Source organism: Curtobacterium sp. MCSS17_006 (assembly GCF_003234215.1).
In the GTDB taxonomy this organism is placed as follows: Bacteria; Actinomycetota; Actinomycetes; order Actinomycetales; family Microbacteriaceae; genus Curtobacterium; species Curtobacterium flaccumfaciens.
This window is the reverse complement of the sequence record NZ_QKSO01000002.1, coordinates 1-25,903: the sequence shown is the minus strand read 5'-3', so window position 1 is coordinate 25,903 and position 25,903 is coordinate 1. Positions and strand designations below refer to the sequence as shown.

At 71.5% G+C, this 25,903-nt stretch carries 22 protein-coding genes; 2 read left to right on the top strand and 20 right to left on the bottom strand.

Going from position 1 to position 25,903, the window contains the following annotated elements:
- Positions 1-41: 41 nt before the first annotated feature.
- From DEJ21_RS02355 to DEJ21_RS02345, 3 genes are read right to left on the bottom strand one after another with little or no spacing between them, the layout of a single operon-like run.
- The gene (locus tag DEJ21_RS02355) at positions 42-407 is read right to left on the bottom strand and encodes a hypothetical protein (RefSeq protein ID WP_071244774.1); all 366 of its coding nucleotides are present in this window, start codon (positions 405-407) and stop codon (positions 42-44) included.
- The gene (gene truB / locus DEJ21_RS02350; protein ID WP_071244775.1) at positions 404-1,366 is read right to left on the bottom strand and encodes a tRNA pseudouridine(55) synthase TruB; all 963 of its coding nucleotides are present in this window, start codon (positions 1,364-1,366) and stop codon (positions 404-406) included. Before truB ends, DEJ21_RS02355 begins: the two co-directional genes overlap by 4 nt.
- Before the next feature lie 22 nt (positions 1,367-1,388).
- Entirely contained in the window at positions 1,389-1,835 is a 447-nt protein-coding gene (locus tag DEJ21_RS02345) for a hypothetical protein (RefSeq protein ID WP_071414719.1), read from the bottom strand.
- 52 nt (positions 1,836-1,887) lie between these two features.
- On the opposite strand from DEJ21_RS02345, the gene DEJ21_RS02340 reads away from it, so the two are divergent.
- Entirely contained in the window at positions 1,888-2,814 is a 927-nt protein-coding gene (locus DEJ21_RS02340; RefSeq protein ID WP_375342390.1) for an A/G-specific adenine glycosylase, read from the top strand.
- Here DEJ21_RS02340 and rbfA read toward each other — a convergent pair.
- The 12 genes from rbfA to DEJ21_RS02280 all read right to left on the bottom strand — a co-directional run bounded on the left by rbfA (position 2,811) and on the right by DEJ21_RS02280 (position 17,085).
- Positions 2,811-3,284, bottom strand: coding sequence for a 30S ribosome-binding factor RbfA (gene rbfA, locus DEJ21_RS02335; RefSeq protein WP_111223595.1), 474 nt, complete (start codon positions 3,282-3,284; stop codon positions 2,811-2,813). The genes DEJ21_RS02340 and rbfA overlap by 4 nt on opposite strands.
- A 113-nt stretch (positions 3,285-3,397) precedes the next feature.
- The gene (gene infB / locus DEJ21_RS02330) at positions 3,398-6,256 is read right to left on the bottom strand and encodes a translation initiation factor IF-2 (RefSeq protein ID WP_111223594.1); all 2,859 of its coding nucleotides are present in this window, start codon (positions 6,254-6,256) and stop codon (positions 3,398-3,400) included.
- 74 nt (positions 6,257-6,330) lie between these two features.
- Entirely contained in the window at positions 6,331-6,642 is a 312-nt protein-coding gene (locus DEJ21_RS02325; protein ID WP_031259737.1) for a YlxR family protein, read from the bottom strand.
- Positions 6,643-6,710: 68 nt separating this feature from the next.
- Positions 6,711-7,706 carry a transcription termination factor NusA gene (gene nusA, locus DEJ21_RS02320; RefSeq protein WP_027465762.1) on the bottom strand — a complete coding sequence of 332 codons (996 nt, stop codon included), beginning with the start codon at positions 7,704-7,706 and terminating at the stop codon, positions 6,711-6,713.
- 143 nt (positions 7,707-7,849) lie between these two features.
- Positions 7,850-9,601 carry a proline--tRNA ligase gene (locus DEJ21_RS02315; protein ID WP_111223593.1) on the bottom strand — a complete coding sequence of 584 codons (1,752 nt, stop codon included), beginning with the start codon at positions 9,599-9,601 and terminating at the stop codon, positions 7,850-7,852.
- A gap of 147 nt (positions 9,602-9,748) precedes the next feature.
- The gene (gene ispG, locus DEJ21_RS02310) at positions 9,749-10,903 is read right to left on the bottom strand and encodes a flavodoxin-dependent (E)-4-hydroxy-3-methylbut-2-enyl-diphosphate synthase (protein ID WP_171907786.1); all 1,155 of its coding nucleotides are present in this window, start codon (positions 10,901-10,903) and stop codon (positions 9,749-9,751) included.
- A gap of 56 nt (positions 10,904-10,959) precedes the next feature.
- Positions 10,960-11,520 (bottom strand): cysteine hydrolase family protein, encoded by a 561-nt coding sequence (locus tag DEJ21_RS02305; RefSeq protein ID WP_111046425.1) that lies wholly within the window; start codon positions 11,518-11,520, stop codon positions 10,960-10,962.
- The gene (locus tag DEJ21_RS02300) at positions 11,517-12,995 is read right to left on the bottom strand and encodes a cytosine permease (protein ID WP_111223592.1); all 1,479 of its coding nucleotides are present in this window, start codon (positions 12,993-12,995) and stop codon (positions 11,517-11,519) included. Before DEJ21_RS02300 ends, DEJ21_RS02305 begins: the two co-directional genes overlap by 4 nt.
- A gap of 24 nt (positions 12,996-13,019) precedes the next feature.
- Positions 13,020-14,354 carry an RIP metalloprotease gene (locus tag DEJ21_RS02295; RefSeq protein WP_181435752.1) on the bottom strand — a complete coding sequence of 445 codons (1,335 nt, stop codon included), beginning with the start codon at positions 14,352-14,354 and terminating at the stop codon, positions 13,020-13,022.
- 128 nt (positions 14,355-14,482) lie between these two features.
- On the bottom strand, positions 14,483-15,595 hold the full coding sequence (gene dxr, locus DEJ21_RS02290; RefSeq protein WP_111223590.1) for a 1-deoxy-D-xylulose-5-phosphate reductoisomerase: 1,113 nt from the start codon (positions 15,593-15,595) through the stop codon (positions 14,483-14,485).
- A 2-nt stretch (positions 15,596-15,597) separates the two neighbouring features.
- Entirely contained in the window at positions 15,598-16,569 is a 972-nt protein-coding gene (locus tag DEJ21_RS02285) for an FKBP-type peptidyl-prolyl cis-trans isomerase (protein WP_071404621.1), read from the bottom strand.
- A 6-nt stretch (positions 16,570-16,575) separates the two neighbouring features.
- Entirely contained in the window at positions 16,576-17,085 is a 510-nt protein-coding gene (locus DEJ21_RS02280; protein ID WP_111053976.1) for an OsmC family protein, read from the bottom strand.
- A 34-nt stretch (positions 17,086-17,119) separates the two neighbouring features.
- Between DEJ21_RS02280 and DEJ21_RS02275 the strand changes: the two genes are divergently transcribed.
- Entirely contained in the window at positions 17,120-18,112 is a 993-nt protein-coding gene (locus tag DEJ21_RS02275; RefSeq protein ID WP_111223589.1) for an asparaginase, read from the top strand.
- A gap of 68 nt (positions 18,113-18,180) precedes the next feature.
- Here DEJ21_RS02275 and DEJ21_RS02270 read toward each other — a convergent pair whose 3' ends face one another.
- The 5 genes from DEJ21_RS02270 to DEJ21_RS02250 all read right to left on the bottom strand — a co-directional run bounded on the left by DEJ21_RS02270 (position 18,181) and on the right by DEJ21_RS02250 (position 25,856).
- Positions 18,181-18,951 carry a hypothetical protein gene (locus DEJ21_RS02270; RefSeq protein WP_111223588.1) on the bottom strand — a complete coding sequence of 257 codons (771 nt, stop codon included), beginning with the start codon at positions 18,949-18,951 and terminating at the stop codon, positions 18,181-18,183.
- A 65-nt stretch (positions 18,952-19,016) separates the two neighbouring features.
- A complete protein-coding gene (locus DEJ21_RS02265; protein ID WP_111223587.1) occupies positions 19,017-21,002 on the bottom strand; it encodes a zinc-ribbon domain-containing protein in 1,986 nt (661 codons plus the stop codon).
- Positions 20,999-23,476 carry a DUF3488 domain-containing protein gene (locus tag DEJ21_RS02260; RefSeq protein ID WP_111223586.1) on the bottom strand — a complete coding sequence of 826 codons (2,478 nt, stop codon included), beginning with the start codon at positions 23,474-23,476 and terminating at the stop codon, positions 20,999-21,001. The genes DEJ21_RS02265 and DEJ21_RS02260 overlap by 4 nt, the downstream gene beginning before the upstream one ends.
- Complete coding sequence (locus tag DEJ21_RS02255; protein WP_250897261.1) at positions 23,473-24,786, bottom strand: DUF58 domain-containing protein; 1,314 nt, start codon at positions 24,784-24,786, stop codon at positions 23,473-23,475. The genes DEJ21_RS02260 and DEJ21_RS02255 overlap by 4 nt, the downstream gene beginning before the upstream one ends.
- Positions 24,787-24,884: 98 nt before the next feature.
- Positions 24,885-25,856, bottom strand: coding sequence for a MoxR family ATPase (locus DEJ21_RS02250; protein WP_027465773.1), 972 nt, complete (start codon positions 25,854-25,856; stop codon positions 24,885-24,887).
- Positions 25,857-25,903: the final 47 nt, after the last annotated feature.

Sequence of the window (25,903 nt, the reverse complement as noted above, 5' to 3'; positions counted from 1 at the left end):
CCGATTCTACCGACGCGCGGCTGCGCGCATGACCTCCGGCGTCAGTTCAGCGCGAACCAGATCTGGTACATCCGGTAGACCATCACCGCGACGGTGAAGGCCCCGGCGCCGAGCACCACGGTGCTCCACTTCGTGCGGTCGATCAGTGCCCACACGACCGCGGCCGGCGGGACGAGCAGCACCGAAACGGCGTACACCCCGAACTCGAGCGCGTTGCCGTCGGGCGGACTGCCCGTCGCCGGCAGCACGATCGAGATGACGCCCTGCACCAGGAGCAGCAGTTCGATGAGCACGAGGGCGCCGACGGTGTAGTCGTTCGGCTTCCAGCCGATGAACCCCACGACGACCGCGAAGAGCCCCACCACGACGGCGAGCACCAGCTGCACCCACATGTACCACTCGATCACGCGCGGGCTCCGGTCTGCGAGGAGGACGACGCACCGGGCGTCGGGAAGTTCGTGATGACCCGGAGCAGTCCGCGGCGGACGGAGACGAGGCCGACCAGCCGGTCGTCGGACGCGGTGACCGCTGCCACCGGTCCGTCCGAGTCGGGGTGCTCGGCCGCGACGCGCTTGCCGTCGGTGAGGTCCTTCGCCGAGGCTGCGTCGAGCGTCACCGACGAGAAGAGTCGCCGGGCGATGTCCGCCGGACGTGCGAGCGCGGCGCGGACGTCGACGGCGTCGTCCTCGAGGTCGATGGCGTCCTGCACGTCGAACGGTCCGACGCGTGTCCGACGGAGGGCGACGAGGTGCGCCCCGGTGCCGAGGGCCGCGCCGACGTCACGGGCGAGCGCGCGGACGTAGGTGCCCGACGAACAGGTCACGACGACGTCCAGGTCCACCACGGCGACGTCGGTGCCGTCGACGGCGACGGTCCGCTCGTTCCGCGTCGTGACGTCGAACTGCGAGACGGTCACCGTGCGGGACTTGAGCTCCACCGCCTCGCCCTTGCGCGCCAGGTCGTAGGCGCGGCGCCCGTCGACCTTGATCGCGCTGACCGTGGACGGGACCTGGTCGATCACGCCCCGCTGTGCTGCGACGGCGGTCTCGACGGCGTCGTCCGATACGTCGGCAGCGGCCACACCGACAGCAGCGGTCGGCGTGCCGTCGGCGTCGTCGGAGTCCGTGGAGACACCGAGCCGGATGGTCGCCGTGTAGGTCTTGTCGAGGCCTACCAGGTGCGTGAGCAACCGGGTGGACGGCCCGATGCCGAGCAGCAGCAGCCCGGTGGCCATGGGGTCGAGGGTGCCGGCGTGGCCGACCTTCTTCAGGCCGAGGCGCCGACGGGCGATGGAGACCACCCGGTGGCTGGAGATCCCCTGCGGTTTGTCGACGAGGAGGATGCCGTCCGGCGCGGTTTCGAGCACCAGGCGAGATTACCAGCGCCGGTCAGCAGGCGTCGTTCCACTCGCGGCGGGGGTGCTCGGGATCGGTGACGTCGAGCACCGCGGAGGCCGCGATCTTCACGTCGGCACGACGCTCGAGTCGGCCGGACTCCTGCTCGACCCACAGCGACCAGCGCCACAGGGTACGGACCCCGGGGGCCAGGATGCCCCGCCCGTGCACGATCAGGACACCGTCACCGGCTCCGGTCGTGCGGAAGGGCGTCACCAGGTCGGATCGGAGCGTGTCCTGGTCGGCGGACGGCGCGGCGGCCGCCATCGCGGAGATCCCGTGCTGCTCGAAACCGGTGACGAGCGCGGCCGCGACCCGCTCGAGGTCGGTGCCGTCCTGCCCGTCGACGCCGATGACGGTGCGGTTCGTGCCGACCTGCGCGATCGCCTCTGCAGCGATCGCAGCCATCGTGTCGGTCTCTTCGGGTGCCCAGCGTGCCATGCGTCCACCGTAGGCTGTCGAGGTGAACGCGAGTCGGGCCTCCAGACCGGATGTGGACAAACCGACCGCGCGACGCGGTGTGCAGGAGCCGGCCACGCCGGAACGGCCCGACATCGCGACACCGCTGATCGCGTGGTTCCGGCAGCAGGCGCGGGACCTGCCGTGGCGCCGCCCCGGCTTCCCCGCGTGGGGGACGCTCGTCAGCGAGATCATGCTGCAGCAGACGCAGGTCGCGCGCGTGGTCCCCCGACTGGAGGCGTGGCTCACCCGGTGGCCGACGCCTCGCGACCTCGCGGACTCGCCCCCGTCCGAGGCGGTGCGTGCCTGGGACCGGCTCGGCTACCCGCGACGCGCGCTCGCGCTGCACGCGGCGGCGACCGCCATCGCGAACGACCACGGCAACGTCGTGCCCCGCGACGTCGACGCCCTGCTCGCCCTGCCGGGCATCGGCGACTACACCGCCCGCGCCGTCGCGGTCTTCGCGTACGGCGACCGGCACCCGGTCGTGGACGTCAACGTGCGCCGCGTGCTCGCACGTGCGGTCCTCGGCCAGGGCGAACCCGGGCCGGCGAAGGCGAAGCAGGACCTCCCGCTCATGGAGTCCGTGCTGCCGGCGGACCGCGACGACGCCGCCGCCACGAACGCCGCCGTGATGGAGCTCGGCGCGCTGGTGTGCGTGTCCCGCTCCCCCGCGTGCGATGCGTGCCCGATCGCGGACCGCTGCGCGTGGCGTGCGGCCGGGTACCCGGAGCACGACGGGCCGCGGGCTCCGCGGCAGGCGAGGTTCGCCGGCAGTGACCGCCAGGTGCGCGGCCTGATCATGGCCGAGCTGCGCGCCAGCGACGTGCCGGTCACCCGGTCCGAGATCGAACCGGTGTGGCCGGACGCCGACCAGCGCGACCGGGCGCTCGCGTCGCTCCTGCGTGACGGACTGGCCGTCGGGGACGACGCGAGCGGCTACCAGCTGCCCGGGATCTAGGAACGCGGCTCGGCGGAGCTGTCGGTGCTGGCAGCGTCGTCGGCGTCGTCGTCCTCGTCGCGCTTGTACGGGTCGGCGTCGCCGGCGTACGTCGCGCCGACCGAGGCCGCCCGGACCTGCTCGTCACGCACCTGGGCCTGCACGAGTAGGTCCTCCATGTGCGCCGAGGTCTCGGGCAGGGCGTCGGCGATGAACTCGAGCGACGGCGTGAGCCGGGCGGTGATGTTCTTGCCGACCTCGGACCGGAGCATGCCGGTCGCGGCCTTCAGCGCCGCGGCGGAGTCCGCACGCTCCTCGTCGGTGCCGTACACGGTGTAGAAGATCGACGCGTGCTGCAGGTCACCGGTCACACGGACGTCGGTGATCGTGACGAACCCGAGTCGCGGGTCCCGCAGACCCTTGTCGAGTCGACGTGCGACGACTTCCTTGATGCGGTCCGCCATCTTGCGTGCGCGCTGCGGATCGGCCATTGGGTGCCTCCTGAGGCAGTGGCGGGACGCTTCCCGCCGGTGGTCCTGCGTGGGAAAGGGGTCGGGCCCCGGCCTCCCGCACGGGGAGGCCGGGGCCCAGAGGAGTCACGCGATCAGTCGCGCGGCTTCTCGACGAGTTCGGTCGTCTCGACCTCGTCGCCGATCTGGATGTCGTTGAACTTGCCCAGACCGATACCGGCTTCGAAGTCCGTGCGGACCTCGGTCACGTCGTCCTTGAAGCGACGCAGTGACTCGATGGCCAGGCCATCGGCGACCACCACACCCTCGCGGATGACGCGCGCCTTGGCGTTGCGCGTGATCGTGCCGGAGCGGACGATGACACCCGCGATGTTGCCGAACTTCGAGGAACGGAACACCTCGCGGATCTCGGCGACGCCCGACTGGACCTCTTCGTACTCGGGCTTGAGCATGCCCTTGAGGGACTGCTCGATGTCGTCGAGTGCGTTGTAGATGACCGAGTAGAAGCGCACGTCGATGCCTTCGCGCGCCGCACGCTCACGGGCCTTGACGTCCGGACGGACGTTGAAGCCGATGACGATGGCGTTGTCGATCGTGGCGAGGTCGATGTCCGACTCCGTGATCGCACCGACACCGCGGTGCAGGATGCGGAGCTGGACGCTGTCGTCGACCTCGATGTCCAGGAGCGACTGCTCGAGTGCCTCGACGGCACCGGAGACGTCACCCTTGATGATGAGGTTAAGCGACTCGACCTTGCCCTCTTCGAGCGCACGGGTGAAGTCCTCGAGCGAGATGCGCTTGCGCGACTTCGCCAGCAGGGCGTTGCGCTCGGCGGCTTCACGCTTCTCAGCGATCTGACGCGCCGTGCGGTCCTCTTCGGTGACGAGGAAGGTGTCACCGGCGCGGGGCACCGAGGACAGACCCTGCACCTGGACCGGGCGGCTCGGCGTCGCGGCCTTGACCGCGACCCCGTTCTCGTCCGTCATCGCACGGACTCGGCCGTAGGCCGTGCCCGCCACGATGGCGTCACCGACGTGGAGCGTGCCGGACTGGATGAGGACCGTGGCGACTGCACCGCGACCCTTGTCGAGCCGGGCCTCGATCGCGACACCACGGGCGTCCTTGTCGGGGTTCGCACGCAGGTCGAGACCGGCGTCCGCGGTGAGCAGCACGGCGTCCAGGAGCTCCTGGATGCCGATGTTCTGCCGCGCCGACACGTCGACGAACATGACGTCGCCGCCGTACTCCTCGGCCACCAGGTTGTACTCGGTGAGCTGCTGGCGGACCTTGGCGGGGTTCGCGCCTTCCTTGTCGATCTTGTTGACCGCGACGACGATCGGCACACCGGCCGACTGCGCGTGGTTCAACGCCTCGATGGTCTGCGGCATGATGCCGTCGTCCGCCGCGACCACGAGGATCGCGATGTCCGTCACCTGGGCACCACGAGCACGCATGGCCGTGAAGGCCTCGTGACCCGGGGTGTCGATGAAGGTGATCGGGCGGTCGATGCCCTCGTGCTGCGCGACGATCTGGTACGCACCGATGTGTTGGGTGATGCCACCGGCCTCGCCCTCGACGACCTTCGAGTTGCGGATCGCGTCGAGGAGGCGGGTCTTGCCGTGGTCGACGTGACCCATGACGGTGACCACGGGCGGCCGCTGCTGCAGCACGTCGTCGTCTTCGTCCTCGAGTTCTGCGTCGAGGTCGATGTCGAAGCCCTCGAGGAGCTCCTTGTCCTCGTCCTCGGGCGAGACGATCTGGATCTTGTAGCCCAGCTCGTCACCGAGGACCTCGAACGTGGCCTCGTCCAGCGACTCGGTCGCGGTCGCCATCTCACCGAGGTGGAACAGCACCGTCACGAGGTTGCCGGGCATGGCGTCGATCTTGTCCGCGAAGTCCGAGATGCTCGCACCACGACGGAGTCGGACGACCGTGTTGCCGTCGCCACGAGGGACCTGCACACCGCCGAGCGACGGGGCCTGACGCATCTCGTACTCGGCGCGCTTCGTCCGCTTCGACTTGCGGGCACGGCTCTTGCCGCCACCGCGACCGAACGCACCGGCGGTACCACCACCGGGGCCACGACCACGGCCACCGCCACCGGCGGGACGCGGGCCGCTGAAGGCCGGACGCGGGAAGCCGCCACCGGCACCGCCGCCGGCACCCGGACGGGCACCGGGGCCGCCACGGCCACCACCCTGGCCCGGGCGCTGCCCGAAGCCGTTGGGACGGTTGCCCTGACCGGGACCACCCGGACGCGGAGCACCCGGACGGGGCGTGCCCGGACGCGGGGGCTGCGGACGCGGGATGCCACCGCCACCGGCTGCGCCGGCGGCCGGGCGCTGGCCCATGCCCTGGTTGGACGAGTACGGGTTGTTGCCGGGGCGCGGCGGGCGCGAGCCCATGCCCTGGTTCGACGAGTACGGGTTGTTGCCCGGACGTGCACCGGGCTTGGGGCCACCCGGCTTCGGACCGGCTGCCGCGGGAGCCTTCGGGCTGGTGCCCGGCTTCACGGCGTCGGACTTCGGAGCAGCGTCGGTCGACCCACCTGCCTGCTCGGCGGCCTGCTTCTCAGCGGCCTGCTTCTCGGCGCGGGCCTTCTGCGCTGCCTCGGCCTCGGCCTGTCGCTGGGCGACGGACTTCGGTGCGGCCGGCGCGGGCACGTCGGCAGCGGGTGCTGCCGGGGCCTCGGGCTCGGGAGCCGGTGCCGGTGCCGGACGAGCCGGACCCGGACGGGGACCGCCGGGCTTGGGTGCACTCGACTTCGGCGCGCTGGCCTTGGCGGGTGCGCTCGGCGCGGAGGCCGAGGCGGCGGGCTTCGCCGCGGGGGCGCCGTCTGCCTGGAGGGCGGCACGGAGCTTCCGTGCCACGGGGGGCTCGATGCTCGAGCTGGCACCCCGGACGAACTCGCCGAGCTCCTTGAGCTTCTCGAGTGCGGTCTTGCTGTCGACGCCGAGTTCGCTTGCGATCTCGTGTACGCGTGGTTTAGCCACTGTTCTCCTTCACGGGTCCCACCCCGTGAAGGGGCAGGACTCAATGGATGACGGGTCTCATTTCGAGCCGCTCATCAGTTGTCCATAAGCCGTTCAGCCTGTTCTGTCATGTCCGGGCGCTCGGCCGGTTCCTGTGGGAGACCGACGATGTGGTCGAGCACCGCGGACGTGTCGGGATCGCGATCCAACCGGAGCGCACGGCGGAAAGCCCTGCGCTTGACGGCCAGATCGTAGGCATCGACGGTCGGTGTGAGCCACGCTCCCCGGCCCGGCATGACTGCCTTCGGATCCGCCACGACACGGCCATCGCTCAGGGCGACGACTCGGAGGAGGGAGGATCGGGAAGCGCGACGACGACTGCCGATGCACGTTCTGACGGGAACCACTCTACTCCTTGCCTCGGACGTGCGCGATCCGGCGCGCCCTCGCAGGGCGCGCCGGGAGCGAAATCGTCCTAGTCCTCGCCGTCCAGGATGGAGTCCGGCTGGATGTCGATGCGGGCGCCGGTGAGCTTCGCGGCGAGGCGGGCGTTCTGCCCCTCCTTGCCGATCGCGAGCGACAGCTGGTAGTCCGGCACGAGCGCGCGGACGGCCTTCGTCGAGGCGTCGAGCACGAACGCGCTCGTCACCTTGGCCGGCGACAGGGCGCTCGCGACGAACGAGGCGAGGTCGGACGAGTAGTCGACGATGTCGATCTTCTCGGCACCGAGCTCGTTCGTGACCGCACGGACACGTGCGCCGAGCTCGCCGATGCAGGCACCCTTCGCGTTCACGCCGGGCTCGTTCGCCTTGACGGCGATCTTCGTGCGGTGGCCGGCCTCGCGGGCGAGCGAGGTGATCTCGACGACACCGGACGCGATCTCCGGGACCTCGAGTGCGAAGAGCTTCCGGACGAGGCCCGGGTGGGTGCGCGACACGATGATCTGCGGGCCCTTGTTGCCACGGGCGACGCTCGTCACGTAGACGCGGATGCGGGAGCCGTGCGTGTAGGACTCCCCCGGCACCTGCTCTTCGGGCGGCAGGATCGCCTCGATCGTGCCGAGGTCGACGTGCACCATCTTCGGGTTCGGGCCCTGCTGGACCACGCCCGCGACGATGTCGCCTTCCTTGCCGCGGAACTCGCCGAGGATCTTGTCGTCGCCGATGTCGCGCAGGCGCTGGTTGATGACCTGCTTCGCCGCGAAGGCCGCGATGCGTCCGAAGTCGCTCGGCTGGTCGACGGCTTCACCGATGACGGTGCCCTCGTCGTCCAGCTCGGGGACGTAGACGCTGACCTCGCCGGACTTGCGGTCGAGCTCCACACGCGACTGCGCGTGGGCCGGCTCGCCGTTCTCGTCGGCGTGCTTCTGGTAGGCGGTCAGGATGGCAGATTCGATGATCTGGACGAGCTCGTCGAACGGGATCTCCCGCTCGCGCTCCATGAGTCGCAGGACTGCGAGATCGATCTTCACCGAGGTGCCTCCGTATTCAGATGAGTCGCTCCTGCGGGGTGGAACTGCGCAGAAGTCGGCCACAAGCGTACCCCAGAACCAGGAGACGGACAGGAGGCCCGTGGCGGCGTCGCCACGGGCCTCCTCTCCGTCAGGGGTCGCGTCTAGATCGCGCGGACCGCGTCGAGCAGGTCGGCCACCGGCACGTCGCGGCGGTCGCCGGTCGCGCGGTCCCACAGCTCGACGACGCCATCGGCGGCGCCGCGACCGGCGACGACGACGATCGGCATGCCGAGCAGCTCGGCGTCGCGGAGCTTCACGCCGGGCGAGACCTTGGGGCGGTCGTCGTACAGCACGTCGAACCGCTCGCCCTCGAGCTCGGCGACGACGGAGGCCGCCAGCTCGTAGGCGACCTGGTCACGGCCGGTGGCGACGATGTGCACGTCGAACGGCGCGACGTTCTTCGGCCAGACCAGGCCCTTCTCGTCGTTGTGGGACTCGGCCAGGATCGCGAGGATGCGGGTCACGCCGATGCCGTACGAGCCCATCGTGACCGTCGCGAGCTTGCCGTTCTCGTCCTGCACCTTGAGACCGAGCGCCTCGGCGTACTTGCGACCGAGCTGGAAGACGTGCCCGATCTCCATGCCACGCGCGGTCTCGAGCGGGCCGGAGCCGTCCGGCGACGGGTCACCGGCGCGGACGTCGGAGACCTCGACGACACCGTCGGCCACGAAGTCACGGCCGGCGACGAGGCCCGACACGTGCACGCCGCGCTCGTTTGCACCGGTGATCCAGCTCGTGCCGTCGACCACACGCGGGTCGACGAAGTAGCGGAGGCCGGTGGCGCTGTCGGCGCCGAGGACCTGCGGGCCGATGTAGCCCTTCACCAGGCCGCGGTGCTTCTTGAAGTCGTCGTCGCCCGCGGCCTCGACCTCGGCCGGGGCGAACGACACCTCGGCGCGCTTCAGGTCGACGTCACGGTCACCGGGCAGGCCGACGACCACGACCTCGCGCGTGCCGTCGAGGTGGGTGAGCGCCAGGACGACGTTCTTCAGCGTGTCGGCCGCGGTCCACGGGGCGCCCTCGCGCGGCGCGACCTGGTTCGCGTGGGCGACGAGCGTGTCGATCGTCGGGGTGTCCGACGCCGGCAGCAGCACGGGCTCGGGCTGACCCTCGATCGGCAGCGACTCGGGGACGGGGGTGACGTACGCCTCGACGTTGGCCGCGTAGCCGCCGGCGCTGCGGACGAAGGTGTCCTCGCCGACGCCGATCGGGTGCAGGAACTCCTCGGACTTGGAGCCGCCCATCGCGCCGGCGTCGGCCTTGACGATGACGTAGTCGAGGCCGAGGCGGGCGAAGATCTTCTCGTACGCGTCGCGCATGACCTGGTAGCTGCGCTCGAGGCCCTCGTCGGTGAGGTCGAACGAGTACGCGTCCTTCATGGTGAACTCGCGGCCACGCAGGAGCCCGGCGCGGGGCCGGGCCTCGTCGCGGTACTTGTCCTGGATCTGGAACAGCGTGACCGGCAGGTCCTTGTAGGACGAGTACAGGTCCTTCACCAGGAGCGCGAACATCTCCTCGTGCGTGGGGGCGAGCAGGTAGTCGGACCCCTTGCGGTCCTGCAGGCGGAACATGCCGTCGCCGTACTCGGTCCAGCGGTTCGTCGCCTCGTACGGCTCACGGGGCAGGAGCGCGGGCAGCAGGACCTCCTGCGCACCGGCTGCGACCATCTCGTCGCGGATGATCGCCTCGATCTTGGCGCGCACCCGGAGGCCGAGCGGCAGCCAGGCGAAGATCCCCGGGGACTGGCGACGGACGTACCCGGCGCGGACGAGCAGCTTGTGGCTCGTCACCTCGGCGTCGGAGGGGTCGTCGCGGAGCGTACGGAGGAACAGATGCGAAAGCCGTGTGACCACGGGGCAAGCCTAGTGGCGACGGGCCGACGGCGCGGGTTCGCTGCGGTGTGCCCGCCGCTGGGCGCGAGCGGCGCCGGCGCCGCCGGAGGACGGACCGGAGGCCCGGTGCCAGCTGGCACCGGGCCTCCGGTCCGAAGGTGGTCGCGCCTACGGCGCCATGATCACCTGGGGCGTGCCGGTCGCGGCGGCCGGACCCATCTCGTCCGCGATGCGGTTCGCCTCGTTGATGAGCGTCTGGACGATCTCGGCCTCGGGCACGGTCTTGACGACCTGGCCCTTGACGAAGATCTGCCCCTTGCCGTTGCCCGAGGCGACGCCGAGGTCAGCCTCGCGCGCCTCGCCCGGGCCGTTCACGACGCAGCCCATGACGGCGACGCGGAGCGGGACGGTCATGCCCTCGAGCCCCTTGGTGACGTCGTTCGCGAGCTGGTACACGTCGACCTGCGCGCGACCGCAGCTCGGGCAGGAGACGATCTCGAGCTTCCGCTCGCGCAGGTTGAGCGACTGCAGGATCTGCAGGCCGACCTTGACCTCTTGCGCGGGCGGGGCGGAGAGGGACACGCGGATGGTGTCGCCGATGCCCTCGGCCAGCAGGATGCCGAACGCGGTGGCGCTCTTGATCGTGCCCTGGAACTCCGGGCCGGCCTCGGTCACGCCGAGGTGCAGCGGCCAGTCACCGGCGGCGGCGAGCTGCCGGTAGGCCTTGACCATCACGATCGGGTCGTTGTGCTTGACCGAGATCTTGAAGTCGTGGAAGTCGTGCTCCTCGAACAGGGAGGCTTCCCACACCGCGGACTCGACGAGCGCCTCGGGGGTGGCCTTGCCGTACTTCTGCAGCAGGCTCGGCTCGAGCGACCCCGCGTTCACGCCGATGCGGAGCGAGACGCCGGCGTCCTTCGCGGCCTTGGCGATCGCGCCGACCTGGTCGTCGAACTTGCGGATGTTGCCCGGGTTGACGCGGACGGCGGCACAGCCGGCGTCGATCGCCTGGAAGACGTACTTCGGCTGGAAGTGGATGTCGGCGATCACGGGGATCTGCGACTTCTTCGCGATGATCGCCAGCGCGTCGGCGTCGTCCTGCGTGGGCACGGCGACCCGGACGATGTCGCAGCCCGACGCCGTGAGTTCGGCGATCTGCTGCAGCGTCGCGTTGATGTTGGTGGTCTGCGTCGTGGTCATCGACTGCACGGACACCGGGGCGTCGCCGCCCACGAGCACCTTGCCGACCCGGATCTGCCGCGACTTGCGACGCGGAGCGAGGGTTTCGGGGGACTTGGGCATACCGAGGTTGACTGCGGGCACGTGAGCACTCTACGCGCTCGGTCTGACCGTGCCGGGTCCGGTCCCCGTGCGTCCGTTCAGAGCTCCCTGACCGAGTCCACGACCGTGATGAGCGGGGCGTAGAGCCGCATCACCGCGAGCGCGCGGTCGTGGTCCTCGTCGCTGGCGCCGGCGCAGGCGTCCGCCACGACGGTCACCGTCGCACCGGCGTCGGCCGCGGCCAGCGCGGTCGACAGCACGCAGCAGTCGGTCGACACTCCCGTGAGCACCAGGTGCGGGTGGTCGCCGACGACGGCCTGGAGGCTCGTCCCCCACTTGCCGAAGGTCGGTTCCGTCACGACGGGGTCGTTCCGGTCCGCGGCGGCCGACGCGAAAGGCTCGGTGAGCGCGTACAGCGGGTCGGCGTCCGGCACCAGTGCGAAGGGCCAGTCGCGGTAGTACGGCACCCACGCACCCTCGGGCTCCGCCGGAGCCACGAAGCGGGTGAAGACCGTGCGGCCCGTGAACCGCGGGAGGAGCCGCTCGATGCCGGCGCCGGCGTGGTCGTACCGCGGGGCGGCCCACGGGTTCTCGCCGGTGAAGACCTGCTGCATGTCGATGACGACGAGCCAGGCGTCGTCGGGGATCTCCGCGCTCATCGCAGGTCGTCCGGGGTGGCGAGTGCTTCCTGACGGCGGATCGAGCCGCGAGCGAACAGCAGCGTGCCGAGGAACCCGACGACCAGTGCGACGAGGACGCCGAGGTTCGCGTAGGCCCACGGCCCCTCGCGGCCACCGAGGCCGAACGGGCCGAGCAGGTAGCCCTGCCAGTTGAGCCAGGCCGGGACGCCGTAGGTGTTCGTCACCAGGCCCCACCCAAGCACGGTACCGAGCACGACGAGCGCGATGGGCAGCCACCGGACGTCGCCGTAGCGCCCGCGGCGGTCGTCGAGCTCGGCTTCGGCGTAGGCACGTCGACGGAGCAGGACGTCGGCGACGAAGATCCCGGCCCACGCGGCGATCGGGACGCCGAGGGTCACGAGGAAGGCCTGGAACGGCGAGATGAAGTCCTGCGCGAAGAAGGCGACGTAGACGGCACCGGCGACCATGATCACGCCGTCGACGCCCGCGGCCGCCGGACGCGAGATCTTCACGCCGACGCTCAGCAGCGCGAGGCCCGACGAGTAGATGTCGAGGACCGCTCCCCCGACGAGCCCGAGGATCGCCACGATCGCGAACGGGATGAGGAACCAGACCGGGAGCACAGTCGTGAGCGCGCCGATCGGGTCGGCTCCGATCGCGTCGTTCAGATCCGGTGACGACCCTGCAAGCATCACGCCGATCACCACGAGGACCGCCGGTGCGAGGGCACCGCCGAACGTCGTCCAGCCGACGACCCCGCCCGTCGAGGCATTCCGTGGCAGGTACCGCGAGTAGTCAGCGGCGGCGTTCACCCAGCCGAGTCCGAACCCGGTCATCACGAGGACGAGCGCCCCGATGACGTTCTGCCCGCTGCCGGACGGCAGGGCACCGAGCGCTGCGAAGTCGATGGTCGGCGCGGCGAGCACGATGTAGACGACGGTCAACACGGCGGTGACGACGGTGATCACGGTCTGCAGGCGCATGATGACGTCGATCCCGGCGATGCCGGCTCCGACGATCAGTGCGGCGACCACGATGAGCGCGACGATCTTCGTCAGCACCCCGCCGTCCCAGCCGAGCTCGGTGAACACCGTCGAGGTCGCCAGGACCGCCAGGGCGGCGAGCGACGTCTCCCACCCGACGGTGAGGACCCAGCTGAGGAACGACGGCACCCGGTTGCCGCGGACCCCGAAGGCCGCGCGGCTCAGCACCATCGTCGGCGCGGAGCCGCGTTTGCCGGCGATCGCGACGACGCCGCACAGCAGGAACGAGAACACCACCCCGATCACCGAGACGATCGTCGCCTGGGCCAGCGAGATGCCGAAGCCGAGGACGAAGGAGCCGTAGCTCAGACCGAGGACGGAGATGTTGGCGGCGAACCACGGCCAGAACAGTCCCCGTGGGGTGCCCTTCCGATCGGACTCGGCGATGACGTCGAGGCCCTGGCGCTCGACGGTGCGAACCTCGGGCGGGTTCGGGGCGGCTGTGGTCATCCGCTGAGCGTAGCGCCGGAGCGACTACCCGAACAGGTTCACCGGCCGCACGATGTCGGCGTAGATGAGCAGCGCGCTCATGCCCGCCAACAGCACCACGACGACCATCGTCAGCGGCATCGTCTTCGCCAGGTCGATGGGCCCCGGGTCCGCCTTGCCGACGAGCTTGAACGACCGTCGCTTGATCGCTTCCCAGAGCGCACCCGCGATGTGTCCGCCGTCGAGCGGCAGCAGCGGGACCATGTTCAGCACGAACAGGCCGATGTTGAGCGAGGCCAGCAGCCCGAGGATCGTGTACGCCTTGTCGACGACGGGGACGCCGCTCATCGACGAGACCTCACCGATCGCGCGGCCCACGCCCACCACCGACACGGGGCTGTCCTGCGACCGCTCCTGGGCACCGAACGCGGCGTTCCACACGGCGACCAGGCGCTGCGGCAGGTCGATGATCAGGTGCGCGGACGCCGCGATCTGGGCGCCGGTCGCGGGCAGCACCTCGGCCGGGGACTGCCGCACCAGGGACTGCCCGATGCTGACGCCGACCACGCCGACGCGCTGGGTCTTCGTGGTGCCGTCGTCGTTCTTGACGACCTTGCCCTCGGAGTCGTAGACGTCGCGGGTGGCGGTCGTCGGGGTGATCTCGAGGGTCTTGCGGGCACCGTCGCGCTCGACGACCACGTTGACCTGCTCACCGGCGGACTCCTGGAAGACCTCGGAGACGCGGGTGATGGTGGGGTCCTGCTCACCGTTCACCGAGAGCACGACGTCGCCGGACTCGATGCCCGCCTGCTTCGCCGGGGACACCGCGTCGCCGGGCGAGCACTCGGTCGTCTGGCTGTTCGGCAGCACGCACCCGACGCTCGACGTGAAGGTCGTCGTCGGCGCCCCGAACCCGCACAGCAGCACACCGAACAGCACGATGCCGATCACCAGGTTCATCGCCGGGCCCGCGACCATCACGATGATCCGCTTCCACGGCGTCAGGCGGTAGAAGGCGCGGGAGTCGTCACCGCCGGAGTCCGCGATCTGCTCGGCGCTGGCCTGGCGGGCGTCCTGCACGAACGCGCCGTACATGCCGGTGTTCGTGATGGCGTTCGCCCGGCCCGAGGCGCGCGGCTTGAGCATGCCGACCATCGAGATGTACCCACCGAGCAGGATCGGGCGGATCCCGTACTCGGTCTCACCCCGCTTGAACGACCACATCGCCTTGCCGAAGCCCAGCGAGTACTGCGTCACCTTGACGTTGAAGAGCTTCGCGAAGGACAGGTGCCCCAGCTCGTGGAGTCCGATCGAGACCAGCAGGCCGATGATGAAGACGACCACGCCGAGGACGAAGAGCAGGACGGATTCGACGGTCACCGGGAAAGAGTACGGGACTGATTCCATGACGGAGCCGAGCGCCGTCTGAGAGGCGAGCTGGGCCTCCAGGCCTGTGCGTCACGTCCGCGATCTGCCGCCTCCGCGTCGGACGGGAGGCGCGACTCGCGTCAGCGGGTCAGCGCGCGGTCCGCAGCGGTGCGGGCCCACTGCTCCGCGGCGAGCACGCCGTCGAGTGACGGCTCCCCCGCGGTGTGCTCCTCGACGACGCGCTCGACCGTGTCGACGATGTCGAGGAAACCGATCGCACCCGCGTGGAACGCGGCGACGGCCTGCTCGTTCGCGGCGTTGAACACGGCCGGGAACGTGCCGCCCAGCTCACCCACCCGCTTGGCGAGGGCGACGGCGCCGAAGGCGTCCTGGTCGAGCGGCTCGAACGTCCACGTGCTCGCGGTCGTCCAGTCGAGCGGCACGCCGACGCCGGGCACCCGGTCCGGCCAGGCCAGGCCGAGCGCGATCGGCAGCCGCATGTCCGGCGGCGACGCCTGCGCGATGGTGGAGCCGTCGACGAACTCGACCATCGAGTGCACGATCGACTGCGCGTGCACGGTGACGTCGATGCGGTCGTACGGCACGTCGAAGAGCAGGTGGGCCTCGATGACCTCGAGCCCCTTGTTGACCAGGGTCGCGGAGTTCGTCGTGACGACGAGACCCATGTCCCAGGTCGGGTGCGCCAGTGCCTGGGCGGGCGTGACGTCGCGGAGCTGCTCGCGGGTGCGCCCACGGAACGGACCGCCGCTCGCCGTCAGGACGAGCCGCTGCACCTCGGCGTCGGCGCCGGAGCGCAGCGCCTGCGCGATGGCGGAGTGCTCGCTGTCCACGGGCACGATCTGCCCGGGCGCCGCGGCCTGCTGCACGAGGGAGCCGCCGACGATCAGGCTCTCCTTGTTCGCGAGGGCGAGCACGGCGCCGGTCTCGAGGGCCGCGAGCGTCGGGCCGAGGCCGACCGAGCCGGTGATGCCGTTCAGGACGACGTCGGCCTCGACACTCCGGACCAGCTGCTCCGAGTCGGCCGCGCCGAACGCCGTGTCGCGGACGCCGAACCGGGCGGCCTGTTCGGCGACGACGTCGCGGTTGCTGCCGGCGGTGAGCCCGACGACCTCGAACCGATCGGGGTTGCGGGCGGCGACGTCGAGCGCCTGGGTGCCGATCGAGCCGGTGCTACCCAGGACGACGATCCGCCGACGATCAGGACCGGTGGTGCCGAGGCGGCCGTCCGTCACGGTCAGCCCTTGGCGAGGATGTCGACCACGAAGACGAGCGTGGCGTTCTTCGGGATGCCCGAGCCCTCCTGCGGGTTCGCGCCGTATGCGTCCTCCGGCGTGGCGACGATCAGGACCTGCGAGCCGACCTTCTGCCCGACGAGCCCGGTGACGAAGCCCTTGATGAGCGCGCTCTCCGACACGGTGAAGGTGGTGGGGACACCCTTCGACCACGAGGAGTCGAACTCCTTGCCGGTGTCGTAGACGACGCCCTTGTACTGCACGAGTGCGGTGTCGCCGTCGGCGATCTCGGTGCCGTCGCCCTGCTTGAGCACCTCGACCGTGGTCTTCGTGGGCGCCTTGACGCCGTCGGGGACCGTGATCTCCGGCTCGCCCGAGGCCTTGTCCTTGACCGTGGGCAGGCCCGGATCCTGGTCCTGCGGGGTACCGGTCGCCTTGGTCGGGGTCTGCGCGACGACGTCGGCGACCACGACGATCTCACCGCCGGTGTTGAAGCCGAGTGCCGAGGACTGTCCGACCGCGGCGACCCGGTCGCCCACCTTCGAGCAGGCGAGGAGCGCGCCGAAGCCCGATCCGCCGACGGAGAGCACCTGCGGGTTGCCCTCGTCGAAGCCGACGGTGCCGAGCTTCTTGGCGTCCGATGCCTCGTACACGCTGTAGGAGACCTGCGCGTAGTCGCCCTCGTCGAGCGCCGCGCCCTTGCCCTTCACGAGGCGGGTGGCCTGCGGCGTCTTCGCGGACAGGCCGGACGAGAACTTCACGGTCGGGGCCTTCGGACCACCGAACGACCCGGTCGCCTTGATGGCGTCTGACGACTTGCCCGGGTCGGGGCAGGAGGTGATCGCCGAGGCCGTGGCACTGGCCGACGGGGTCGGCGAGGCCGAGGACCCGTTCGAACCGGAGCCGGAGCAGGCGGCGAGTCCCAGCACGACGGCGGGGACGATGGCGATCGGGAGCAGGCGGAGACGCTTCACGAGGACCTAGTCTGCCCCACCTGTCGAAGAGTCCCCTGCCAATGACGCAGGTCGGACGACCAGCTGCGGCTCGTGGTGCACCGGGAACGCCACGGACCGCGCGATGAAGCAGAGCTCGTTCGCGGTGACGTGTGCGGCTTCGGCGTCCGCGGCCCGGTCGGCTTCGAGGATGGTGACGACCGGGTGCAGGGTCGCCTCGGTCAGTTCACCCGAACCGTCGCGGTTCAGGCGGAGCGACGCGGTCGCGGTGTCCTGGTAGTCGACGACGGTGAAGCCCTTCGTCACCGCGACGTGCAGGTAGCTGAGCATGTGGCACTGGGCCAGCGCCGCGACCACCATCTCCTCGGGGTTCCAGCGGTCACGGTCCCCGCGGAACGTCGGGTCGGCGGAGCCGGGGACGTCGGGCTTGCCGGTCGCCGAGACCACGTGTTCGCGTCCGTAGTCGCGGTACCCGGAGGTGCCGGTCCCCCGGTCGCCGGTCCAGCTGACGGAGACCTCGTAGGAGTGGTCGTGCACGGGTGCGCCCCTTTGCCTTGGCTAGCATGGCGGCATGACGGTGAACCCCGAAGTCCGCAGTGATCGCCATCCTCTCACCGCCGACGGTTCCGTCGAGCTGGCGGTGCTCGAACGCTCAGGGTTCGACGAGAGCCGGCACGTCGGCGCCGGCGTCGTCGTCGACGCGAGCGGCACCGTGATCGACTCCGTCGGCGACGTGACCGCGAGCATCTACCCGCGTTCCACCATGAAGCCGTTCCAGGCCCTCGCCGTCCGCCGTGCCGGTGCGCTGTTCTCCGACGAGGAACTCGTCCTCACCACCGCGAGCCACGCCGGCACCGCGGCCCACCAGGCGCTCGCCCTGCACATGCTCGAGTCCTTCGACCACGTCGAGGCCGACCTCGGCTGCCCGCCCGACATGCCCTTCGACCGCGGGACCGCCCGGACGATGGACGGCCCCCGCCGACTGGCGATGAACTGCTCCGGCAAGCACGCCGGCATGCTCGCGGCCTGCCGGGTGAACGGCTGGGACGAAGCCACGTACCTCGACATCGAGCACCCGTTGCAGCAGCGGGTGCGTTCCGTGGTCGAGGAGTACACGCACGAGACCGTCGACCTGGTCGGTACGGACGGATGCGGCGCCCCCGTGTTCCCGCTCACCCTGACGGGGTTGGCACGCGGGTTCGCCGGTGTCGTGGCACGGGCCGACGACGACTCCGCTGCCCTGACCGACGCGGTCCTGGCGCACCCGTGGGCGATCGACGGCGTCGGACGCGCGAACACGGTCACCATCGAGCGACTGCAGGTGCTGGCGAAGCTCGGTGCCGAGGGCGTCATGGTCATGGGGTTGCCCGGAGGCGCGGCCGTGGCCGTGAAGGTGCTCGACGGCTCGCAGCGGGCCGGCACCCTGGCGGCCCTGGCGCTGCTCGAGCGGAACCGACTCGTCGCGTCGGACGGGGTGGCCGAGGTACTCGAAGCGACCGGTGAGCGGGTGCTCGGCGGTGGCGTGCCCGTCGGCGCGGTGCGGGTCGGCTCCGGGTTGCGCTGATCGTTGGTCGGCGCTGGTCAAGGGTCGGCGCTGGTCATCGCTCGGGGCTGGTCAAGAGTCGGCGGTGGTCATCGATCGGCGCTCACGGGGTCGGGGACGAGGACCGGCAGCGTTGGGGACACTCGGACGACCGCGTGGTCGTCGGGTCGACGGACGGAGCAGCCGTACCGTGAGACCTCGACGGTGACGTCCTGCTGACGAGGCGCCGATCCGAGTCCGGCCACGAGCACCACGGACCCGTGCGGTCGGCCGTCGGCCCCCATCCGCACCGCGACCGAGGTCCCCGACGGCAGGGCGTGCACTGACAGCGTGCTCGCTGCCCGGGTGCTCGCTGACCGGGCGCTCGAGGCTGGATCGGCGCTGCTGGTCCCCACGGCGTCGAGGACCTCGGGAGCAGCGGCCCAGCGCAGGTCCTCGTCGGTGCGGGCGGCAGCGGCTCGGAGCTGCTCGGCGAGCCCGCGGAACACCGCGACGGCGAGTGCTCCGGCACCGACGACCACGACGTGGGACGCGGCGTCGACCCGGAGCACGCGGCCGCCCGGACCGTGCCCGAGGACGAGTGCCGGCGTGCCGTCGCCGTCCTCGGGAACGGTGCCCGTCAGCGTTTGCGGCGCACCGAGCGGTCCGGGCTCGGCGGGCTGGTCGGTCCCGCGCGGAACGACGACCACGACCGGGTCCGGCGAGCCCGATCGGTGCAGCACCACGTCGACCAGTGCGCAGCACGCACCCGCGCCGAGCAGGACGCCCTGCCCCGTGCCGCTGATCGGCGCGAGGACCCCGGCCACGACGAGCGCGACCGCGGCCCCCACGATCACGCAACGTGCGGTGAACCGGGACATGACCCCATCGCACCAGGAACGAGCAGCTCAGCGCTGGCCCGGGATCCGATCTGTGGAGAAGTCGCCTACTGCACGAGGAAGAACTGCTCACCGATGTCGACGCGGGCACCACGCTCGACGCGGTACCGGCGACCGGGCTCGCAGCGGCGGATCGATCCGTCGATGTGGCGCACGACCGTGCCGTTGCCGGAGAACCGGTCGGAGACCCACAGGTCGTCGCCGTCGCGGCCGAGCTCGAGGTGCGTCTTCGACACGGACTTGCCCGGGTCGTGCACGGTCAGCAGATCGTCGTAGCGCTCCCCCGGCTGCGGTCGCGGCAGCCGGCCGAGCAGGCCGGTGCCGTGGACGCCGAGCCGCTCACCCGTGCTGAAGTGCAGCACGAACGGTGCCCGGGTCGGGGTCTTCGCGACGATGCGGGTCTCGTCGACGTCCTCGTCGAGGTCGTCGAGCGCGCCGGCCGCTGCGTTCGACTCCGACCGGTTGACGGGCGGGAGCGGCAGCGCGGGTCCGGTCGCTCCCGGGATCGGGGGCAGCGGTGCAGCGGAGGGCACGCCCGCGGTGTCGGCGGACGGTGCCGAGGAGGGGACGGTGGCGGAACCGGGCACCGGCGGGATCGGCGTGCGCGGCACGACGGACGCCTCGGTCGGCGGCTCGGGCTCGGTCACCGGTGCAGCGTGCGCTCCGCGGGGACGTCGGTCGGCATCGGACTGCTCGACCTCGGCGCGGAGGGACTCGTCGTCCACCGGGATCTCGTCGTCCGGCTCGTCGCGCGCAACGCGCTCGTCGGACTCGCTCGAAGCCGCGGGCTCGGCCGGATGCGAGTCGGACTCTTCCGGCTCGCTGCCCGCGTCGGGGGCCTGCGTGCCGTCGGACTCCTCGGCTGCCCAGTCGGGTCGGGTCATCGGCAGCGGCATGACCGGGCCGGTGAAGGCCGCGGTGACCGCCGGACGGACGGCTCCGCACTCGCCGCAGAAGATGTCGTCGGGCTCGAGACGGTTGCCGCAGACGTGGCAGATGGTCGTCTCGTGCATGCCCGGGGTGACGAGCGGGGCTGGACGGGACGGTCGACGGTCGATCAGCGGCTCGACCACGGCGGTGTCCCCGGGCTGCGGGGGCGACACGACGGCCGGCTGGTCATCGGTGGCGCTGGTCTCCGACGCCGCCACGATCGTTTCGTCGGGCTCCGGCTCGGAGGCGTCCCGGGCACCCTGTGCGTCCCGGGGTTCCTGGGCATCCTGTGCGTTCTGGGCTTCCTGCGCGCCGAGTTCGTCGGGGGCAGGAGCCGCAGCATCCTGCTCGGGAGCAGGTTCGGCGGGTGCTCCCGGTATCGGCGGGACGACCGGCTCGGCGGGCGCCTCGGCAGCCGGGGTACCGCGACCGACCCACCAGGACGGACCGGCGGGTGCCGCCGGGGGTGCGGTGGCAGCTGGCGGTGCCCACACCGGCACGGAGGGCTCGGCAGCGGGCTGCGGCTCGACGGGCTGGGGCATGACGGGCTGGGGCTCGACGGGCTGTCGCGCCGCCTGGTCCGAGACCGACGACGCAGCATCGCGGATCGGGTCCTCGGGCGTCTCGGGGCGACCGGGAGCCGGGGCGATGCGGGTGCGCTCGGGGTCGTCGGCATCGAGGGCTTCGGACGGGTACGCATCGGGATCGAGCGGAGGCTCGGACTCCGACTGGCCCGGTGCACCCGACCAGTCCTCGAACCCGGACCCGGCACCGTGCACGTGGGAGGGGGCCTGGCGCGGCGCGAAGTCGTCGGGACGCTGCACCGGCACGGGTGCCGGCGGTTCGGTCCCGCGACGGTCGGCACCGGTGAGCCAGGCACGCGTGGCGGGATCGAGCGTGGCTTCGGGCAACCAGGCGTCGGAGGCCGGGTCGGACCGTCGGCCGTGGGCGTCGGGCTGCTGCAACGGTGGCGGCGGTGCCTGTTCGACGGGGGTCGGCGCGACCGGGCGACGGCTCGCGGCGGCGGTGACCGCGCGTCCGCACTCACCGCAGAAGATCGCTCCGTCCGGGAGCATCGATCCGCAGTGTTCGCATCTGATCACGTGGTGCCTCTGTCCTCACTCGGCCGTCCACGACGCTCGTCCGGCCTCTGGACATCGTAGTCGCCGCGCCCCGACGCAGCCTGGCCGCCGGTCCGCCGACGGGACCGTGCCGTCGGACGGCGTCCCGTCCCCCGCAGGGACCGGAGCGAGACGGCGGTGCGGAACCGCTCCCGCCTGGTCCGCCCTGTCCCGAGCGAACCGATCGCATCGTCGGTCGCCGCCCACATGCGGTCGGCGGTGGTCTGGTCGGCGTCACTCGGACCGAACACCGCACGGTCGGCCAGCGCGGCGAGTCCGGTGCCACCGTCGCCCGGTGCACCGACCACGGCTTCGCGTCGGGTTGCTGCCTGCCGCACGTCGTGCCCGCGGTCGAGCAGTGCGTCGCGGTACTCGTCCCAGGCGCCGACGATGCGGCCGCGGGGTGTGGTGGCGTTCCGCCGTCGGCGGCGCCGCAGTCGCTTCAGCAGCACGATCACGGCGAACGGCAGCAGGACGAGCGCGACCACGCCGAGCGTCCCGAGGGCCCAGGGCAGCACCGCGAGCAGGATCTGGAGCCAGAGCGGCTGCACCGGCGGCGTGTTCCGGTCGCTCTCGGGGGGCGTCTGCTGGTCCTGGTCCTGCCGGTCGACCGGGGGCGGCGGCACCACCGTCTCCGGTCGAGTGACCGGCTGCGGGGTCTGCTGCTGCTCGTTCGGGATCTCGCGCACCTCGGGGTTGGGGTTGAGCATCACCCATCCCCACTGCGCGGTGTCCACCTCGATGCGGGCCGTGACGTCGGACCCACGGAAGGTCGTCGTCCCGCCACGCGCTGCGGTGCCGTCGCGGCCCGAGTCCCCTCCGGCCGTGAAGCCCATCACGACACGTGCCGGGAACCCGATCTCGTCCGCCATCAGTGCGGCCGCCGCGGCGTACTGCTCCTGGTCCCCGATCATCAGGGGTGCGGTGAGCAGCTCCTGGACACGGTCGGCACCGTGACCGGACCGACTCATCCGGTCGTCGCCGACGCCGTGGCTGACGTACCCGTTCCGCTGCAGGGACTGCACTGCGGCGAGGAGCTTCGCACCGGGTGCCGACACCTCCTTCGTCGTGGACTCCACGGTGTCGCGCACGGCGTCGGGGACGTCCCGTGCGGTGGGCACGGCGGCGCTCCCCGGCCGTGCGGTGGCCAGCTGCCGTTCGGTCGGCTGGTCGGGCAGCACCGCCGTCAGGTCGTAGGACGTGCCGTCCCCGACTCCGCCGACCACGGCGCCGGTACCGGTCGATCCGTTGTAGAAGAAGGCGCCGCGCTCGTCGTCGGCGTCCTGCCCGGTGAACTCCACGCGCTCCAGGTCACCGACCGTCGGCAGCCACACACCGCGGTACCCGTCGACCGTCACACCGACGTCGACCGTGGTGCCCAGGACACCGCGGACGTCGACCGCGGTCGGCACCCGTTCGAAGGTGCCCGAGCCGGCCGAACCGTCGGCCCCGCCGACGCGGTAGACGACGCCGTCGTAGGTGTCGAGCGTGGCGATTCGCACGAACCCGCCCTCGGGCAGGCCGGTCACCCGGAGCTGGGTCGCGTCCGAGGCGGTGGACTCCTCGTAGGCGCGGAACCCGCTGAGCGGACTGACGTAGTCGCGTGGGTCGAACGGCTTCACGACGTCGGTGCGTGCGACGGTGCGCTCTCCCGACGGAGGTGCCACCAGGCCGAGTCCGGTCGCGACGACCGCCGCGGCCACGATGGTGCCGGTTCCCACGAGGGCGGGGCGGACGATCGACCGCGCGACCGGCACGCGTGCACCGATGGTGGTCGCCACCGCGACGGCGCGACGCGCGTGCCGCACGGTCAGCGCCCAGACGAGGGCGAGGCCGACCAGGACGACCGCCGTCACGATCGACGTGTCGAGTCGGCTCGGCCCGACGACGACCCCCACCGCGAAGAGCACCAGTGCCGGGATGCTCGCGAGTTCCTGCCTGGAGGCGCGGGTCGCCACGCTCACGGCGGTCACCGCCGCCACGAGCAGCGTCACGGAGTAGGGCACGAGGAGCGCTTCGTAGGAGCCCACCGGCAGGCTGATGGTCACCAGCTGCTTCCAGCCGAGGGCGACGCCGGCGAAGAGGTCGAGGAGTCCGCGTCCGGTGGGCAGCAGGCCGTTGGCCTGACTCGGCACGGCGGCGGGGACGCCCGTGAGCGTGAAGGCGGCGACGGTCGCGATCGCCACGACGGCCGTCGGGAGCCGGAACAGGGTGCCGAGGAGCGCGACGACCGTCCCGATGACGATCGCGGTCACCGCGGCGGTGATCATCGCGCCGTCCCGGTACACCGGCCACCAGGACGTGCTCGCGACGGCCAGCAACAGCCAGACCGCCAGTGTGCCGCCGGCGAGCCGGAACGGCACGAGCCGCCGTGCGTCGCGTCGGTCGGAACGTCGGGTCGAGCGTCTCGCCCGGTCCGGTGCCGGGGCCGGGGTGGTCACGGGTGCGGCGCTCATGCTGCCGACGCCGATCGGTGCAGGGCGTGCCGGAGGTCGTCCAGGTAGCCGATGGTCATCACCGTCAGACCCGCGACGCGCAGGAACCGCGGCTGGGCCTCGGGCTCGCAGATCACCGCGACGACCTCCACCCCGACGGGGAACCGCGTGGCGGCGAGTCGCAGGGCGGGCAGGCCGACGGTCGACCCCACCACGAGGAACGCGACGGAGATGCCCTCGGTGTCGCTCCCGACGATCCGGGAGACCTCGGCGATCGGCAGGCACGCGTCGGCGAGGCCGACCGAGGCGAAGTCGTCGAGCAGGCGCGTCGGCGTGACGGTGGGGAGCGTCCGCACGGCGTACACGGCACGCTTCGCGAACTCGGGCGTGCGCTGGGACACCACGACCGAGACCTCGCGGCCGTCGCGGATCGCCCGCGCACCGAGGGACGCGGCCGCGCTGACTGCGAGCTCGAACTCCTCGTCGTCGGCGAACTCAACGCGGGCGATGCCGAGCGCGACGACGAGGTGCGAGCGACGGGTGTCCTCGAACTGCCGGACCATGAGCGCGCCGGACTTGGCGGTCGACTTCCAGTGGATGGTGCGCGGATCGTCGCCGGGCATGTACTCGCGGATGGCGTGGAAGGCGATGTCCGCGGGTGACAGGTCCGTCGTCGCCTGCCCCTCGAGGTCGCGCACCAGGCCGGTGCTCGTCGACGGGATCGCGATCGTGCGCGGGTGCACGATGACCTGCTCACGGGCGGTCCAGACCAGCTCGCGGCGGACGAGTCCCACCGGGTCGGCGCGGACGCCCGTCACGGGACCGACGTCGAGCACCCCGCGGCGGAGCGTCGGGACCGGGACCTCCCGCTCGAAGGTGCCGTGCGGACCGATGGCGGGGATCGCGACGTCGACCAGCCCGGATCCGACCGGCACCTCGACGGTGGTCGGCACCGACGGCAGGCGCGTGGGGTTCTCGGCCGTGATGATCACGCCGGCGTCGTCGCCGACCGCCACACGGTGCTGCGGCAGCCGCATCCGGATCGCCAGCCGCGATCGGCCGATCAGCGCCACCGCGGCGACCACCGCGAGCACGGCGCCGGCGAACCCGACGACGACGATCTCCCGCAGGCCGAACCGGTAGCCGGTCACGAACGCGACGATCGTCAGGGCGGCGACCGTCCACCCAAGCCCGGTGACGACGGACGAGACTTCGCCCCAGAGACGCAGGACGAGCCTCCAGGCCGTTGCCCAGAGCCGGACGATCCCGATGACCGCATCCGCTGCCACGCCCTCGCGGTCACCGACGATGCGCGTCCGGACGTTGGTCATGCCGGTGACCGTCCCCGTGCGCTCGTACGCCGTCGTGCCACGACGCGACCGCGTCGAGGACGGACGGCGCGAGCGCGTGGAGACGGGCCGGCGGTCCGTCACGTCGTGACTCGGTCGGCGGGCGGCGGGGTCTCCACCAGGAGCTGCGCGATGACGCTCGGTGCGCTGACACCGTCGAACTCGGCCTCGGCGTCGAGCACCAGGCGGTGCGCGAGGACGGGGACGGCCAGTGCCTTCACGTCGTCCGGCGTGACGTAGTGGCGACCGCTCAGCGCCGCGAGGACACGGGAGGCACGGATCAGGCCCATCGCCCCACGGACGCTGACGCCGAGCCGGACCTCGCTCGCGGAGCGGGTCGCGTCCACCAGGCGGGCGACGTAGTCGGCGATCACGGCGTCGACGTGCACGGTGCGGGCCAGGGCGGCCATCTCGGTGATGGTCGCGGCGGGCACGACGCTCGCCAGCGGGACCGACGCGGAGGGAGCCGACGAGGTCTCGAGGATCTTCACCGTCGCGGCGTGGTCGGGGTAACCGATGGACGTCTTCATGAGGAAACGGTCGAGCTGCGCCTCGGGCAGACGGTACGTGCCGGCCTGCTCGATCGGGTTCTGGGTCGCGATGACCATGAACGGCGCGGCGAGACGGTGGTTGACGCCGTCGACCGTGATCGCGGACTCCTCCATCGCCTCGAGCAGCGCGGACTGCGTCTTCGGGCTCGCGCGGTTGATCTCGTCGGCGAGCACGATGTTCGCGAAGACCGGCCCGCGGTGGAAGTCGAACTCCTGCGTCCGCTGGTCGTAGACGCTGATGCCGGTGATGTCGCCCGGCAGCAGGTCGGGGGTGAACTGGATGCGGTTCGTGGTGCCCTGCACGCTCTGCGCCATCGCCCGGGCGAGGCTCGTCTTGCCCGTTCCGGGGACGTCCTCGAGGAGCAGGTGCCCCTCGCTGAGCATCGCCGTGACCGCGAGGCGGATCACGAACGTCTTCCCGAGGAGCACCTGCTCGACGTTGGTCACGATTCGGCCTGCGACGTCGGCGAACCAGGTGGCCTGCTCCGGGGTCATGCTCATGCGGGGTGGTCCTTCGGTCGTGGCGGGAGGGGTGCGGCGGCGGGAGG